This window comes from Microbacterium sp. MYb45 (assembly GCF_002979655.1).
GTDB lineage: Bacteria > Actinomycetota > Actinomycetes > Actinomycetales > Microbacteriaceae > Microbacterium.
Genome location: NZ_PCPG01000001.1, coordinates 382,244 through 396,933, shown reverse-complemented (window position 1 = coordinate 396,933; position 14,690 = coordinate 382,244). Strand labels below are relative to the sequence as shown.

The 14,690-nt window shown below is 66.9% G+C and carries 17 protein-coding genes; 2 read left to right on the top strand and 15 right to left on the bottom strand.

Features of this window, described 5'->3' with window-relative positions; translation table 11 throughout:
- Positions 1-16 precede the first annotated feature (16 nt).
- The 15 genes from CQ034_RS01875 to prmC form a co-directional block, all read right to left on the bottom strand.
- Positions 17-1,000, bottom strand: coding sequence for an aldo/keto reductase (locus tag CQ034_RS01875; protein WP_105709734.1), 984 nt, complete (start codon positions 998-1,000; stop codon positions 17-19).
- Between the two features lie 89 nt (positions 1,001-1,089).
- Positions 1,090-1,872, bottom strand: a complete 783-nt coding sequence (locus CQ034_RS01870; RefSeq protein ID WP_105709733.1) for a large exoprotein — start codon at positions 1,870-1,872, stop codon at positions 1,090-1,092.
- A 113-nt stretch (positions 1,873-1,985) separates the two neighbouring features.
- The gene (locus tag CQ034_RS01865) at positions 1,986-2,732 is read right to left on the bottom strand and encodes a YaaA family protein (protein WP_105709732.1); all 747 of its coding nucleotides are present in this window, start codon (positions 2,730-2,732) and stop codon (positions 1,986-1,988) included.
- 75 nt (positions 2,733-2,807) lie between these two features.
- Positions 2,808-3,068, bottom strand: a complete 261-nt coding sequence (locus tag CQ034_RS01860) for a F0F1 ATP synthase subunit epsilon (RefSeq protein WP_017830988.1) — start codon at positions 3,066-3,068, stop codon at positions 2,808-2,810.
- A 2-nt stretch (positions 3,069-3,070) separates the two neighbouring features.
- A complete protein-coding gene (gene atpD, locus CQ034_RS01855; protein WP_017830989.1) occupies positions 3,071-4,525 on the bottom strand; it encodes a F0F1 ATP synthase subunit beta in 1,455 nt (484 codons plus the stop codon).
- Positions 4,526-4,546: 21 nt separating this feature from the next.
- Positions 4,547-5,443, bottom strand: coding sequence for a F0F1 ATP synthase subunit gamma (locus CQ034_RS01850; protein ID WP_105709731.1), 897 nt, complete (start codon positions 5,441-5,443; stop codon positions 4,547-4,549).
- 19 nt (positions 5,444-5,462) lie between these two features.
- The gene (gene atpA, locus CQ034_RS01845) at positions 5,463-7,103 is read right to left on the bottom strand and encodes a F0F1 ATP synthase subunit alpha (RefSeq protein WP_029261861.1); all 1,641 of its coding nucleotides are present in this window, start codon (positions 7,101-7,103) and stop codon (positions 5,463-5,465) included.
- A 47-nt stretch (positions 7,104-7,150) separates the two neighbouring features.
- A complete protein-coding gene (locus CQ034_RS01840) occupies positions 7,151-7,942 on the bottom strand; it encodes a F0F1 ATP synthase subunit delta (protein WP_029261862.1) in 792 nt (263 codons plus the stop codon).
- The gene (locus tag CQ034_RS01835) at positions 7,942-8,496 is read right to left on the bottom strand and encodes a F0F1 ATP synthase subunit B (RefSeq protein WP_029261863.1); all 555 of its coding nucleotides are present in this window, start codon (positions 8,494-8,496) and stop codon (positions 7,942-7,944) included. The genes CQ034_RS01840 and CQ034_RS01835 overlap by 1 nt, the downstream gene beginning before the upstream one ends.
- A gap of 27 nt (positions 8,497-8,523) precedes the next feature.
- A complete protein-coding gene (atpE, locus tag CQ034_RS01830; protein ID WP_017830994.1) occupies positions 8,524-8,760 on the bottom strand; it encodes an ATP synthase F0 subunit C in 237 nt (78 codons plus the stop codon).
- Between the two features lie 43 nt (positions 8,761-8,803).
- Positions 8,804-9,523: a F0F1 ATP synthase subunit A gene (gene atpB, locus CQ034_RS01825; RefSeq protein ID WP_258134098.1), complete on the bottom strand. Its 720-nt coding sequence runs from the start codon at positions 9,521-9,523 to the stop codon at positions 8,804-8,806.
- A gap of 209 nt (positions 9,524-9,732) precedes the next feature.
- Positions 9,733-10,251 (bottom strand): hypothetical protein, encoded by a 519-nt coding sequence (locus tag CQ034_RS01820; RefSeq protein ID WP_029261865.1) that lies wholly within the window; start codon positions 10,249-10,251, stop codon positions 9,733-9,735.
- Entirely contained in the window at positions 10,251-11,420 is a 1,170-nt protein-coding gene (locus CQ034_RS01815; RefSeq protein WP_105709730.1) for an MraY family glycosyltransferase, read from the bottom strand. The genes CQ034_RS01820 and CQ034_RS01815 overlap by 1 nt, the downstream gene beginning before the upstream one ends.
- A complete protein-coding gene (locus CQ034_RS01810; RefSeq protein WP_029261867.1) occupies positions 11,417-12,148 on the bottom strand; it encodes an L-threonylcarbamoyladenylate synthase in 732 nt (243 codons plus the stop codon). The genes CQ034_RS01815 and CQ034_RS01810 overlap by 4 nt, the downstream gene beginning before the upstream one ends.
- Positions 12,149-12,200: 52 nt before the next feature.
- The gene (prmC, locus tag CQ034_RS01805; RefSeq protein WP_105709729.1) at positions 12,201-13,061 is read right to left on the bottom strand and encodes a peptide chain release factor N(5)-glutamine methyltransferase; all 861 of its coding nucleotides are present in this window, start codon (positions 13,059-13,061) and stop codon (positions 12,201-12,203) included.
- Between the two features lie 100 nt (positions 13,062-13,161).
- Between prmC and cysK the strand changes: the two genes are divergently transcribed.
- Entirely contained in the window at positions 13,162-14,100 is a 939-nt protein-coding gene (cysK, locus tag CQ034_RS01800; protein WP_029261869.1) for a cysteine synthase A, read from the top strand.
- 7 nt (positions 14,101-14,107) lie between these two features.
- A complete protein-coding gene (epsC, locus tag CQ034_RS01795; RefSeq protein WP_029261870.1) occupies positions 14,108-14,677 on the top strand; it encodes a serine O-acetyltransferase EpsC in 570 nt (189 codons plus the stop codon).
- The last annotated feature ends 13 nt before the right edge of the window (positions 14,678-14,690 follow it).

Sequence of the window (14,690 nt, the reverse complement as noted above, 5' to 3'; positions counted from 1 at the left end):
CTCCCCCGCACCGCGATCACACCCGGGCGCCCGGGTCGGCCGGCAGAGGGAACAGCTCGTCGATGATCTTCTCGTCTTCGACGCTCGGACGCCACGAATCACCCGCTGCCGCGTTCGCTTCGACCTGCTCGGGTGTCGTCGCACCGGCTATGACGCTGGAAACCGCCGGCCGCGAGAGAAGCCAACCGAAGGAAGCCTCCACCATCGTTATGCCGCGCTCGTCGCAGAAGTCGCGGAAGGTGTCGATGGCATCCCAGGGCGCGTTCTCCCAGACATGGCGTCGCGTGGACATGATGCGGCTCGAGGCCGGTCCCCCGTCGCGCGTGAACTTGCCCGTGAGGAGTCCGTTGTGCAGCGGGAAGTACGGGAAGAAGCCCAGGGCGTATCTCTCCACGGCCGGCAGCACCTCGCGTTCGGCCGCGCGCGCGAGCAGGGAGTAGTGGTTCTGTGCGGAGATGAATCTGCCCGAAGATCGCGCGCGGGACGTGAACTCCGCTTCGGCGATCTGCCATCCGGTGAAATTCGAGTGCCCGTAGTAGCGGATCTTGCCTTCACGCACGAGCTCGTCGAGGGCGTCCGTCGTCTCGGCGATCGGCGTCTCCGGGTCCGGCAGATGCAGCTGGTACAGGTCGATCCAGTCGGTTCGAAGCCGCCGCAGCGACTCCTCCACCGCCCGCCGGACGTAGCGGCGAGAACCACGGGCCGCGGGGAACTCGTAGCCCATGTCCCGTTCCTGGCCGAACTTCGTGGCCAGCACCACACGGTCTCGACGCCCCTCGAGGGCTTCACCCATCAGCGCCTCACTCGCGCCGGCCACGGCACCGTACATGTCAGCGGTGTCGAAGAACGTGATGCCGTTGGCGAGTGCCGCATCGATCACCTCTCTCGTGCCGGAGAGCGTCTCGGTCACCGTCCCCGCTCGACCGAAGTTGTTGCAGCCGAGGCCGGTGGATGACACGAGAAGACCGGAAGCGCCCACTCGGCGCTGAGACAAGACCATGCCCTCCACGTTAGCGGGCGTGTCGGAACGGTGACCAGCCAGGACAGCACAGAGCCCCCGACCGAAGTCGAGGGCTCTGTGTCAGATGATCACGCCGGAGGCTGAGTGGGATCGCTCGGCGGTGCCGGCGGAGCAGCGGGCGGTGCCGGCGGAGCCGCAGGCGGTGCAGTGGGCGGCGCGGGCGGAGTGGTCGGCGGTGCCGCCGGAGGTGCCGGCGGGGTGGTGGGCGGCACCGGCGGGACGGGCGCACCCGTGGCCGGAGCAGCAGGCCCTGCAGGCGGAGCGTAGCCGGGCTGAGCGGGCGGGGCGTAGCCCTGCGGTGCCGGAGGGGCGTACCCCTGCGGTGCGCCGTATCCGGGAGCAGCGGCGGCGGGCTTGGGCTGAACCGGGATGCCCTGCCACACCGTGTTGTCACCGAGGAATCCGTTGTTCGCCCAGGGCGCGGGAACGATGTTCGGGTTCCAGCGCGACTTGTCGAAAGCGTTGATGCCGAGCCAGATCAAGGCACCGATACCGGGGATCAGGCCCAGGAGGATCCAGACGGCATCCTTCTGCAGCTTGAGACCCACGCGCCAGGCGACGATCACGATGACCGCGACATAGGCGATCCACGAGATGTAGTTCAGGATCGGAATGATGTTGATCACGATGGCACCGAGCATCACCCACGGCGACACATCGCCGAGCTTCGCCAGGATCATGGCGTTGTAGACGGGCACCCATGCTCGCCACTTACCCTCGACTCCGGCCTTCTCGAAGATCTTCATCAGGAACAGCGACGAGAGGACGTACCCCGCTATCGCGAAGATGAAGCCGAAGACGATCAGGATGCCGAAAACGGCCAACGAGCCTGTGTCGTAATAGTCGTACATGGTCCCCTCCGGATCCAATATTCGGCACGGGTCGCGCCGCGTGACAACCATAGCGGGGAGACCACAGGCGAGCAAAGACCCACGCGGAAGCGGTCATGCGCGGACTTGCGCGGTCACTCGTGGACGACGAGCTCCAGAACACCCGGTTGCTCCGTGTCACGCAGCACGACGCCTCGGCTCTCGGCCCAGCGCCGGAGGGAGCGGAGGGAAGCCACACGGGGCCGATCTTCGGCGAGGGCACGCACGAGCAACCCCTTGGACTTCTTGTTGAAGTGGTTCAACGCCCGGCCGTGCTCGGTGACGACGCGGACATAGGCGGAGGGCACAGTGTCGGGCACAGGCCCCAGCGCCACATACGCCTCACTGCGCAGATCGAGCACGAAGGACGGTGACGCCTCCGCGATCGCCGCTGACGTGGCTTCCGCCCAGTGCTTCCGCAACGCAGGGAAGCGCGGCAGCGAAGTCCCGGCGGCCAGGCGATAGGTCGGCACCGCGTCCAGCGCACCGACGGGACCGAGAGGTGCACTGTGGATCCAGACGTGCTCCCCCAGCCACCGACGCGACGCTGCGGTGAGACCGCGTGCATCGAGCGCATCGAAGAGCACGCCCGTGTATCGATCGATCGCGGGCATCGTGGGCGCCGTCCGCAGCCGCCGGTTGTGCGCGATCTCGCCCATCTGGCGCTCGCTCAACTTGAGCACGCGTCGCGAGACCTCTTCGTCGGCTGCGAGGTCGACGAGGGCATCCAACACGGCGGATCGATGCGCACTCAGCGACGGCAGCGAGAGGGAGGCGATGTCGAGCGGGACATCATGACCGCCCTCGCGCTTCGTCTCCGACGGCGGAAGCAGGATCTTCATGGAACCTCGGTGAATGCAGACGCGTCCGCCTCGGGACCCGAGGGGCACCGAGGCGGACGCGTCGAAACGGAAATGCTAGGCGATGAGAGCCGCGTTGCCGGCCACGATCGTCAGGGTGTCGCCCTCCATGGAGAGGAACCCGTCCTGCGCGTTGGCCAGCACCTTCGTGCCATCCGACTGCGTGATGCGGACCTGGCCCTCAGCGAGGATGGCCAGCACCGGCTCATGACCGGTCATGAAGCCGATCTCGCCCTCGACGGTCTTGGCGACCACGAGGCTCGCCTCTCCCGTCCAGACCTCCGCATCCGCGGAGACGAGGCTGACGTGGAGCGCCATGGTCAGCCGTTCTCCTTCTGGATCTTCGCCCACTGCTCTTCGACGTCCGAGATGCCACCGACGTTGAAGAAGGCCTGCTCGGCGACGTGGTCGAAGTCACCGCGCGTGATCGCATCGAAGGACTCGATGGTCTCCTTGAGCGGGACGGTCGAACCCTCGACACCGGTGAACTTCTTCGCCATGTAGGTGTTCTGCGAGAGGAACTGCTGGATGCGACGTGCACGCGACACGACGATCTTGTCTTCCTCGGAGAGCTCGTCGACACCGAGGATGGCGATGATCTCCTGCAGTTCCTTGTTCTTCTGGAGGATCTGCTTGACCGTCGTGGCGACGCGGTAGTGGTCCTCGCCCAAGTAGCGGGGGTCCATGATGCGCGACGTCGAGGTCAGCGGGTCGATGGCCGGGTACAGACCCTTCGAGGCGATCTCACGAGAGAGCTCGGTCGTCGCGTCGAGGTGGGCGAACGTCGTCGCCGGAGCCGGGTCGGTGTAGTCATCGGCCGGCACGTAGATCGCCTGCAGCGAGGTGATCGAGTGACCACGCGTCGAGGTGATGCGCTCCTGGAGCACACCCATCTCGTCGGCGAGGTTCGGCTGGTAACCCACGGCGGAGGGCATGCGGCCCAGCAGCGTGGAGACCTCGGAACCGGCCTGCGTGAAGCGGAAGATGTTGTCGATGAACAGCAGCACATCCTGCTTCTGCACGTCACGGAAGTACTCCGCCATCGTCAGGGCCGACAGGGCGACGCGCAGACGCGTTCCCGGCGGCTCGTCCATCTGGCCGAACACCAGGGCGGTCTTGTCGAAGACGCCCGCCTCTTCCATCTCGTGGATGAGGTCGTTGCCCTCACGGGTGCGCTCACCGACACCGGCGAACACCGACACACCACCGTGGTCCTGCGCGACGCGCTGGATCATCTCCTGGATGAGGACGGTCTTGCCGACACCGGCACCACCGAACAGACCGATCTTTCCACCCAGAACGTACGGGGTGAGGAGGTCGATCGACTTGATGCCGGTCTCGAACATCTGAGTCTTGGACTCGAGCTGGTCGAAGTTCGGCGCCTTGCGGTGGATCGGCCAGCGCTCGGTGACCTCGATGGTCTCACCGGGCTCGAGGTTGAGCACCTCGCCGATGACGTTGAAGACCTTGCCCTTGGTCACGTCGCCGACGGGGACCGAGATGGCCTCACCGGTGTCGCGCACCTCCTGACCGCGGACGATGCCGTCGGTCGGGTTCAGAGCGATGGCGCGGACGAGGTCGTCGCCGAGGTGCTGTGCGACCTCGAGCGTGATCTCGGTGGACTCTTCGCCCATCGCGATCGTGGTCTTCAGCGCGTTGTAGATGTCGGGGATCGAGTCATGCGGGAACTCGATGTCGACAACCGGACCGTTGACGCGTGCGACGCGCCCGACGACCGCGGTCGCCGGCTGGTCAGCCGGAGCGGTGAGGGTCATTTTCGTCTCTTTCCTGATGGTCTATTTGCTCGAGAGGGCGTCGGCGCCGCCGACGATCTCGGCGATCTGCTGCGTGATCTCCGCCTGGCGCGCGTTGTTGCGCAGACGGGTGTAGTCGGTGATGAGCTTGTCGGCGTTGTCGCTGGCCGACTTCATCGCCTTCTGCGTCGCGGCCTGCTTGGCAGCAGACGACTGCAGGAGAGCGTTGAAGACGCGGCTCTGGATGTACACCGGCAGGATCGCATCGAGAACGGTCTCGGCATCCGGCTCGAACTCGTACAGCGGGTAAACGGTGTTACCTGCTTCCGACTCATCGGCTTCCGTGATCTCCAGCGGGAGCAGACGCACGGACTCGGGCGACTGCGTCATCATGCTGACGAAACGGTTGTACACGAGGTGGATCTCGTCGACGCCGCCGTCCTGTCCCCCGCGGGCGAAGGAATCGAGCAGAGTCGCGGAGATCTCCTCAGCGGTGTGGAACGACGGGGTGTCCGTGTCGCCGGTCCACTCCGCAGCGGCAGCGAGGCGTCGGAACTGGAAGTATCCGACGGCCTTGCGACCGATGAGGTAGAAGACCGGCTCCTTGCCCTGCTCGCGCAGGAGCTCCGCCACCTCGAGACCCTCACGGAGGATCTGCGAGTTGAAGGCTCCGGCGAGACCGCGGTCCGAGGAGAAGATCACGACCGCGGAGCGGGTGATGTTCTCGGACTCGCGGGTCAGCGGGTGATCCACGTTCGAGTGCGTCGCGACGGCAGAAACAGCCCTCGTCACGGCTCGCGCGAAGGGTGTGGACGCTTTGACGCGTGCCATCGCCTTCTGGATGCGCGAAGCCGCGATGAGTTCCATCGCCTTCGTGATCTTCTTGGTCGTCTGAGCAGAAGAGATCTTCTGCTTGTAGACCCTGAGTTGAGCGCCCATATGTCAGTACCTCACGCGGTTACGCGCGACGACCCTTGACGATCTTCTCCTGGTTGACGTCCTCAGCCTCGGCTGCAGCGTGCTCCTCGTGGCCGGGAGCGCCGATGCTGGCGCCCTTGCCACCCTGGAACTCCAGGATGAAGGCATCCGTCTGCTTCTCGAGCTCGGCGACCGTGGCGTCATCGAGGACGTTGGTGTCGCGGAGCGTCTCGAGAACCTTGGTGTTGCGACGCAGGTAGTCCAGGAGTTCGCGCTCGAAGCGCAGGACATCCGAGACCTCGATCGTGTCGAGCTTGCCGTTCGTTCCGGCCCAGATCGAGACGACCTGCTCCTCGACGGGGTACGGGGAGTACTGCGGCTGCTTGAGCAGCTCGGTCAGACGCGCACCACGGGAGAGCTGACGACGCGAAGCCGCGTCGAGGTCGGACGCGAACATTGCGAACGCCTCGAGGGAGCGGTACTGCGCGAGCTCCAGCTTCAGCGTTCCGGAGACCTTCTTGATCGACTTGACCTGCGCGTCACCACCGACTCGCGAGACCGAGATACCCACGTCGACCGCCGGACGCTGGTTGGCGTTGAAGAGGTCGGACTGGAGGAAGATCTGGCCGTCGGTGATCGAGATCACGTTGGTCGGGATGTATGCCGAGACGTCGTTGGCCTTGGTCTCGATGATCGGGAGACCCGTCATCGAACCTGCGCCGAGCTCGTCGGACAGCTTCGCGCAACGCTCGAGCAGGCGCGAGTGCAGGTAGAAGACGTCACCCGGGTATGCCTCGCGGCCCGGCGGACGGCGAAGGAGCAGAGACACGGCACGGTAGGCCTCGGCCTGCTTCGACAGGTCATCGAAGATGATGAGGACGTGCTTGCCGCCGTACATCCAGTGCTGACCAATGGCCGAACCCGTGTAGGGGGCGAGGTACTTGAAGCCGGCGGGGTCGGATGCCGGAGCCGCGACGATCGTGGTGTACTCCAGGGCTCCGGCCTCTTCGAGCGCGCCCTTCACCGAAGCGATGGTCGAGCCCTTCTGGCCGATGGCGACGTAGATGCAGCGGACCTGCTTGTTGACGTCGCCCGACTCCCAGTTGGCCTTCTGGTTGATGATCGTGTCGATCGCGATGGCCGTCTTGCCGGTCTGGCGGTCGCCGATGATCAGCTGACGCTGGCCACGGCCGACGGGGATCATCGCGTCGATCGCCTTGATCCCGGTCTGCATCGGCTCGTGCACCGACTTACGCTGCATGACGCCGGGCGCCTGCAGCTCGAGAGCGCGGACGCTCTCCGTCTCGATGGCGCCGAGGCCGTCGATCGGGGTACCGAGCGGGTCGACCACGCGGCCGAGGTAGCCGTCGCCGACCGGGACCGAGAGGACCTCGCCCGTGCGGGTGACTTCCTGGCCGGCCTCGACACCGGTGAACTCGCCGAGGACGACGACACCGATCTCGTGCTCGTTCAGGCTCTGTGCGAGTCCCTTGGTGCCGTCGGCGAAGATGACGAGCTCGTTCGCCATGACGCCGGGAAGTCCCTCGACGTGCGCGATGCCGTCTGCGGCGTCGATGACGGTGCCGACCTCGGTCGCCCCGGCCCCGGAGGGCTCGTATGCTGCGGCGAAGTCCTTCAGCGCGTCACGGATGACGTCGGGGCTGATCGATAGTTCTGCCATTGTCTTCCCTTTGTATCTGGGTGCGCGGTTCCCCGCGCGAAGTCGTGTTAGCCCGCGAGCTTCTGGCGAAGGTCTGCGAGTCGTGCGGAGATGCTGCCGTCGATGACGTCATCGGCGATCTGCACACGCAGACCTCCGACCACGGCAGGGTCGATGACGACGTTGAGGGACACCTGGCCGTCGTAGCGACGAGACAGCGAGTCACTGAGACGTGCTCGCTGCGCATCCGTGAGCGGAGCCGCGGTGTGCACCGTGGCGACCACGCGACCGCGCTGGCTGGAGACGATGCTCATCGCCCGGTTCAGCAGTCGCCGCACGCGGCGCTCACGCGGCTGACGCACGAGCGACGTGATGATCAGCGTCGACGCAGCGCTCGTGGAGCCTTCGGCCAGGAGGCGCTCGACGAGCGCAGCCTTGGCGTCTTCTCCGCCGAGGCGGCTGCCCAGGGCGAGTTCGAGCTCGGGGTTGGCGGCGATCACGCGGGAGAAGCTGAAGAGCTCCCCCTCGATGTCCGCGCCCGGCTCGGCGATCGCAGCAGCGCGGATCGCGAGCTCCTCGACACCGTCGACGAGCTCACCCGCGTTGGACCAGCGCTCCGCGACGACCGTCTTCAGAACGCTCTGAGCGTCTGCGGAGAACCCGCCGAACACCGCGGCGACGACGTTCTGTCGTGCCGCGGCGGGAGCAGAGGGATCAGCAAGCGCGCCGCTCAGCTGAGACGACCCGCTCACGGCACGCGCGGCAGCGAGGAGCTCCCGTGCGGTGTCGAGAGTGACGCCCTTCGCTGCGGCAAGCGTCTGGATGGATGCCGCGAGTGCCTGAGTGGTCGCGCTGCCCATTACTGAGCCGCCTTCTCGGATGCCTCGAGGTCGGCGAGGAAGCGGTCGACGACAGCCGTCGCACGGGCGTCGTCGGAGAGCGTCTCGCCGACCACGCCGCCGGCGAGGTCGATGGCGAGCGTTCCGACCTCGCTGCGCAGCGAGACGAGAGCGGTCTGCCGCTCGGCCTCGATCTGCGTGTGCGCGGTGGCGGTGATGCGTGCGGCCTCGGTGGACGCGGCATCCTTCGCCTCGGCGACGATCTTCTTGCCGTCCTCACGGGCGGCCTCGCGGATCTCTCCGGCCTCGGTACGCGCCTCAGCGAGCTGACGCGTGTACTCCTCGAGTGCCGCCTCCGCCTGCTTCTGCGCCTCGTCGGCCTTGGCGATGTTGCCCTCGATGGCGGCGGACCGCTCGTCGAGCATCTTCGTGAGCCGGGGAAGGGCGACCTTCCAGACCACGATGAGGATGACGATGAACCAGAGGCCCGACCAGATGATGTCGTACCAGGCAGGGATGAGGGGGTTGTTCGGCTCACCCTCTGCTGCGAGGTTCGTGACAAGAGCGTTCAGCATCCTGTCTCCTTCAGAAGTCGGTGAGGATTACGGGAAGGGGATGAATGCGACGGCGATGCCGACGAACGCAAGCGCCTCGGTGAAGGCGATACCGATCCACATGAGGACCTGGAGACGACCGGCCAGCTCGGGCTGACGGGCGACGCCCTCGATGGTCTTGCCGACGACGATGCCGACGCCGATGGCCGGGCCGATGGCTGCGAGGCCGTAGCCGACAGCTCCGAGGTGACCGTTGATTTCAGCGAGAACCGTAGTAGCGTCCACGGGGTTTTCCTTTCGTTGGGTGGGAAGGCTGATGCCTGCCCGCTCAGTGCTCTTCTGCGACCGCGAGCTGGATGTAGACCGCGGTGAGGACGGTGAAGACGTATGCCTGGAGGACGGCGACCAGGATCTCGAAGAGAGTGAAGGCGCCGCCGAAGGCGAGGGTTCCGACACCGAGCGCGGCCCAGCCGCCGCCTGCGGTGAAGAAGAAGAACTGGGTCGCGGAGAACGCGAGGACCAGGATCATGTGCCCCACGACGAGGTTCATGAGAAGACGCAGCGTCAACGTGACCGGACGCAGGATGAACGTCGAGATGAGCTCGATGATCGCGACGATCGGCATCGCGGCGACCGGCACGCCCTGCGGGAACAGGGAGTTCTTGAAGAATTTGAGGCCGTGGCGCTTGATTCCCGCGTAGATGAAGGTCACGTAGCTGACCACGGCGAGCGTCAGCGGTACCGCGACGATCGCCGTTCCCGGCATGTTCAGGAACGGGATGATTCCCGTGATGTTCATGAACAGCACCATGAAGAAGATGGTGGTGAGGATCGGCAGGAAGCGATCGCCGTCCTTGCGACCGAGCATGTCGTGGGCGACGTTGGTTCGAACGAAGCCGAGCCCCATCTCCACCAGGCTCTGGAAGCGTCCGGGGACGACCTTCATGCGGCGGGTGCCGAGCCAGAGGATGAGAACCACGGCGATCACCGCGAGCAACTGGACCAGGTGGATCCGGTTGACGGGGATCGGGCCTACGTGGAAGAGGATCTCCGGAAAGAAATCGTCGATCGAAGGGCCGTGGAACTCGCCGTCGGAGGCAAGTCGGGGGGTCAGGGTCGCAGCAAGATTAAACAGCGCGGGCTCCAGCTTCGGGGCACCGGTCTAAACCGGGGCGACGATGGTCGGTGTGCAATCAGCGCAAGCGCTCGCGGGCGAGCGGCGGGCACGTTTCAACAGTATCAGAATCTGAGGGTCCCCTAAGACCGCGGGCCGCCGTCGACGGGTCCTTCGTCGATGTGATTCGCGTTGCCGGGTGCGCGGTCCTCTGGCACCTCGGTCGGCAGCGTGGTGTCGCTCACGTTCGGCAGTCGCATACGGGTGAGCACGATCACATCGATCGCGAGCGACATCAGCACGCCGGCCACGATCGAGAGGAAGAACACCATCGGCTCCAGCCACGGCTGACCCGCGAGCAGGATCATCGCGACGACGAACAGTCCGAGCTTGAGGAGCCAGCCGCCCAGGACGATGGCGAAGAACAGCTGCACGTAGATCGGGTCGCCGTACCAACGGTTGGCGATGAGGATGCTGATGCCGGTGATCGCCAGGAACACGGCGGCCAGCAGCACGCCCAGCAGCCCGCTGACGAGTCCCTCTCCCCCGGCGACGGCATAGCCGACACCGCCCGCGACGATCGCGAGTACCGCGGTGGCGACCGCCGACCAGATGAGGGTGCGACGCAGGATCGGCGTGCTGGAAACGGGGCTCGGGCTCATCAGGACTCCACGGGTGTCGGGTCGGTGTCGGCGGCCGCTGCGCTCTTCCTGCGGCGGGTGGGGCTCAGGGTGACGACGAGGCAGGCGGCGATGCCCACGACGCCGAAGCCGACGCCGGGAAGGTACTGGCCGGGCCAGTCCTCCCGTGCACCGACGTACATCAGCAGGACGGCGAGCGAGATGACGGCCGTCCATGCGTAGAAGATGAGGACAGCGTCGCGGTCGCGGTGGCCGAGGTCCAGCATCCGGTGATGCAGGTGCTTGCGATCGGGTGAGAACGGCGACCGGCCGGCGCTCATGCGTCGGAGCACCGCCAGACCGAAGTCGAGCAGCGGCAGCAGCACCACCAGCAGCGGCAGCAGGATCGGGAGGAACGCACCGATCAGCTGCGAGCGGCCGAGACGCTCGGGGTCCAATGCCGACGGGTCCATCTGACCGGTGATGGAGATCGCCGACGTCGCCATCAGCAGACCGATGACCAGTGCGCCCGAATCCCCCATGAACAGCTTCGCCGGGCTCCAGTTCAGCGGCAGGAATCCGAGGCAGGCACCGATCAGGACCGCGGCGAGGAACGTGGAGAGGTTGAAGTAGCTCGAAGCTCCGGAGTCACGCGTGAAGATGTAGGAATACGCGAAGAACACGCCGTTCGAGATGAGACACACCCCGGCGACCAGCCCGTCGAGTCCGTCGATGAAGTTCACCGCGTTCATCACGATGACGATCGCGAACATGGTGATCGTGATGCTCAGCCAGCTGGAGACCACGATGAGGTCCCCGAACGGCAGCGACAGGATCTGCAGCCCGCCGCCCACGGTGATGAGCCCGGCGGCCAGGAACTGCGCGCCGAGCTTGATCATCCAGTCGATGTCCCAGAGATCGTCCACCACGCCGATGATCGCGATCAGCAGCGAGGCGCCCAGGATCGACCACATCGTCTGCGGGGGGATCCAGATGCTCTGGAAGAACGGGTTGACCGCCGAGAACCCGAAGGCGGCGGCGATGCCGAGGAAGATCGCCACACCGCCGAGGCGGGGCGTGGGCGTGGTGTGCACGTCGCGCTCGCGGATGCCGGGGTACAGCTTGAACCGGAGGCTGAGTCGCCAGACCGCCCAGGTCAGCGCGAACGTGATCGCTGCCGTGAGGATGACCGTGGCGAGATACTGCTTCACGAATCCGCGTCCTGCGGCTCCTCCGCATGCACATGCTCCGCGTCCTGCGGCTCCTCCGGTTCGAGCAGATCGCCGAGCACCTCCTGCAGCTGCTCGCGCGTCACCGCACCGTCTCGGAGGATGCGAACAGTGCCGGGCTCGGCATCCGCACTCCGACGGACCAGAGACGTGGCGTCGACGATGGTGGAGGCGATGCCGTCCTTGCTCAGACCATCGGCGAGGTACACGGCGACGCTGTCGCCCAGCATCTGCTCCGCGTCCGAGGCCGAGATGGCGGCGGGCTGGCCGGTGAGATTGGCGCTGGACACGGCGAGCGGTCCGGTCTCGGCCAGCAGCTCCAGTGCCACGCGCCCCTCCGGCATCCGCACCGCGACCGTCCCGAGCGTCTCCCCGAGATCCCACACCAGAGAGGGCTGGGCGGGGAGCACGATCGTGAGACCGCCGGGCCAGAACGCCTCGATGAGACGTTCGACAGGCTCCGGGACGGACTCGGCCAGGGCTGCGAGCGTCTCCTTCGTGCCGATCAGAACGGGCGGCGGCTGATCACGGCCGCGCCCCTTCGCATCGAGCAGCCGCTGAACGGCGGCCGGGGAGAAGGCGTCGGCAGCGACGCCGTACACGGTGTCTGTGGGCATCACGATGAGTTCGCCGCGGCCGATCGCCTGGCGCGCATGGCGCATGCCGGCGAGCAGCTGCGAGTCATCGCGGCAGTCGAAGATGGTTGACATGACGGTTCGATTCTATGCGGCGCGGGGGCTGCAGATGCTCAGAGGGAGCTGATCAGGGCCTGAGCGCCGTGGTGGTGCGGTCCCGCAGGGTGAGGTCGCGATGCGTCGCCGGTGCGCGCCAGCCGTCCGCGGCGAGGATGTCCCTGATCGATTCCCCCTGCAGCTCGCCGTGCTCGATGACGAGAAGACCACCGGAGTGCAGGAGTGCGAGCGCCCGAGAACTGAGCACTCGCACGATGTCCAGGCCGTCCTCTCCCCCGTACAGCGCCATCGCGGGGTCGAAGAGTCGCACCTCCGGATCCCGCGGGATCGCGGCGTCCGGCACATAGGGCGGGTTCGAGATGACGACCGATGCCGTGCCGTCGAGTTCGGGGAAAGCCTCCCCCAGATCGGACAGCACGAGCGTCAGGTTGTCGACGCCGGCGACGTTCCGGCTGGCCCACGCGTGCGCCTCCTCGGACAGCTCGGCGGCGAAGACACGGGCGTGCGGCACCTCCGTCGCCATCGCGAGAGCGATCGCACCGCTGCCGGTGCCGAGGTCCACGCCGATCGGCTCGGGCTCCGCGGAGTTCAGCAGCGCATCGATCGCATACTGCACCACCGTCTCGGTCTCCGGCCGCGGGACGAACACACCGGGCCCCACCGCCAGCTCGAGGTGGCGGAAGGGGGCGGTCCCGGTGATGTGCTGCAGCGGCTCGCGCGCGACTCGGCGCGTCACCAGAGCCTCCAGGGCGCCCGCCGTCTCGTCGTCGACGTCGTCGCCGCGGATGACCGCGGCCTGCACCTCGCCGCGTCGCCGACCGAGCACGTGGCCCGCGAGCAGCTCTGCGTCGACCAGAGGATCGGGGACGCCGACGTCGGCCAGGCGCTGAGCAGCGGCACGGACGAGCGCCACGAGAGAGGTGTCGGACATGGGTTCCAGCGTAGAGCGCGCACGGCCGTCACAATGCCCCCGCCCACAGGGCCCTCCCCTAGGCTGGACCGGCAGCGACCCCCGCACAGGAAGGCTCCTCATGCCCGGCATCCACTCCGACATCACGACCGCTTTCGGCAACACGCCGCTCGTGCGTCTGAACCGCGTGACCGAGGGCCTCGGGGCCACCGTGCTCGCCAAGCTCGAGTACTACAACCCGGCATCGAGCGTGAAGGATCGCATCGGCATCGCGATGATCAACGCCGCAGAGGCATCGGGCGAGCTGAAGCCCGGTGGCACGATCGTGGAGTCGACGAGCGGCAACACCGGCATCGCGCTCGCGATGGTGGGCGCCGCCCGCGGTTACCGGGTCATCCTGACGATGCCTGCCTCCATGTCGAAGGAGCGCCGCGTGCTGCTCAAGGCCTTCGGCGCGGAGATCGTGCTCACCGATCCCACCAAGGGCATGAGCGGTGCGATCGAGGAGACCAAGCGCATCGTCTCGGAGACGCCCGGCGCGATCTGGATCCGTCAGTTCGAGAACCCCGCCAACCCTCAGATCCACCGCGAGACCACGGCGCAGGAGATCCTCCGCGACACCGACGGTGCGGTCGACATCTTCATCGCTGGAGTCGGCACCGGCGGGACGGTGACGGGAACCGGGCAGGCCCTCAAGGCCGCGAAGCCGGGCATCCAGGTCATCGCCGTCGAGCCCAAGGACTCCCCTGTGCTCAGCGAAGGCCACCCCGGACCGCACAAGATCCAGGGCATCGGGCCGAACTTCGTCCCCGACGTGCTCGACCGCGATGTGCTCGATGAGATCATGACCGCGGAGTTCGACGAGTCGCTGCGGGTCGCCCGGGAGCTCGCCGCGAAAGAGGGCCTGCTCGTCGGCATGTCGTCCGGCGCGGCCGTCGCCGCGGCGCTCAAGGTCGCCGCGCGCCCCGAGAACGACGGCAAGACCATCGTCGTCGTGATCCCGGACACCGGTGAGCGCTACCTCTCCACCGCGCTGTTCGAGGACCTGCGCGAAGACTGAGACGTCGATGGGCATGATCGGACGAATGCGCGAGGACGTCGCGGCGGCTCGCCTTCGTGACCCCGCCGCACGCAGCTCCGTCGAGGTCGCTCTGCTGTACCCGGGGCTCCACGCCATCTGGGCGCACCGCGTCTCGCACGCGCTCTGGCGACGCCGACTGCGATTGCTCGCGCGCGCGGGCTCGCAGCTGTCGCGCTGGCTGACCGGGATCGAGATCCATCCCGGCGCGCGCATCGGCCGTCGGTTCTTCATCGATCACGGCATGGGCGTCGTGATCGGCGAGACCAGTGTGATCGGCGATGACGTGATGCTCTACCACGGTGTGACTCTCGGCGGACGGACGCGCACCTCCGGCAAACGCCACCCCACGCTCGGCGACGGAGTGGCGGTCGGTGCCGGTGCGAAGGTCCTCGGCCCCATCACGATCGGCCCCGGCTCCGTCATCGGTGCGAACGCCGTGGTCACCCGTGATGCTCCAGCGGACAGCATCCTCGTCGGGGTTCCGGCGAAGCCGCGCCAGCGCAATACCGGCGAGGACACCAGGGCACTGCTCACCGCGCCGGACTACGCGATCTGAGCGGCGCCGGGCC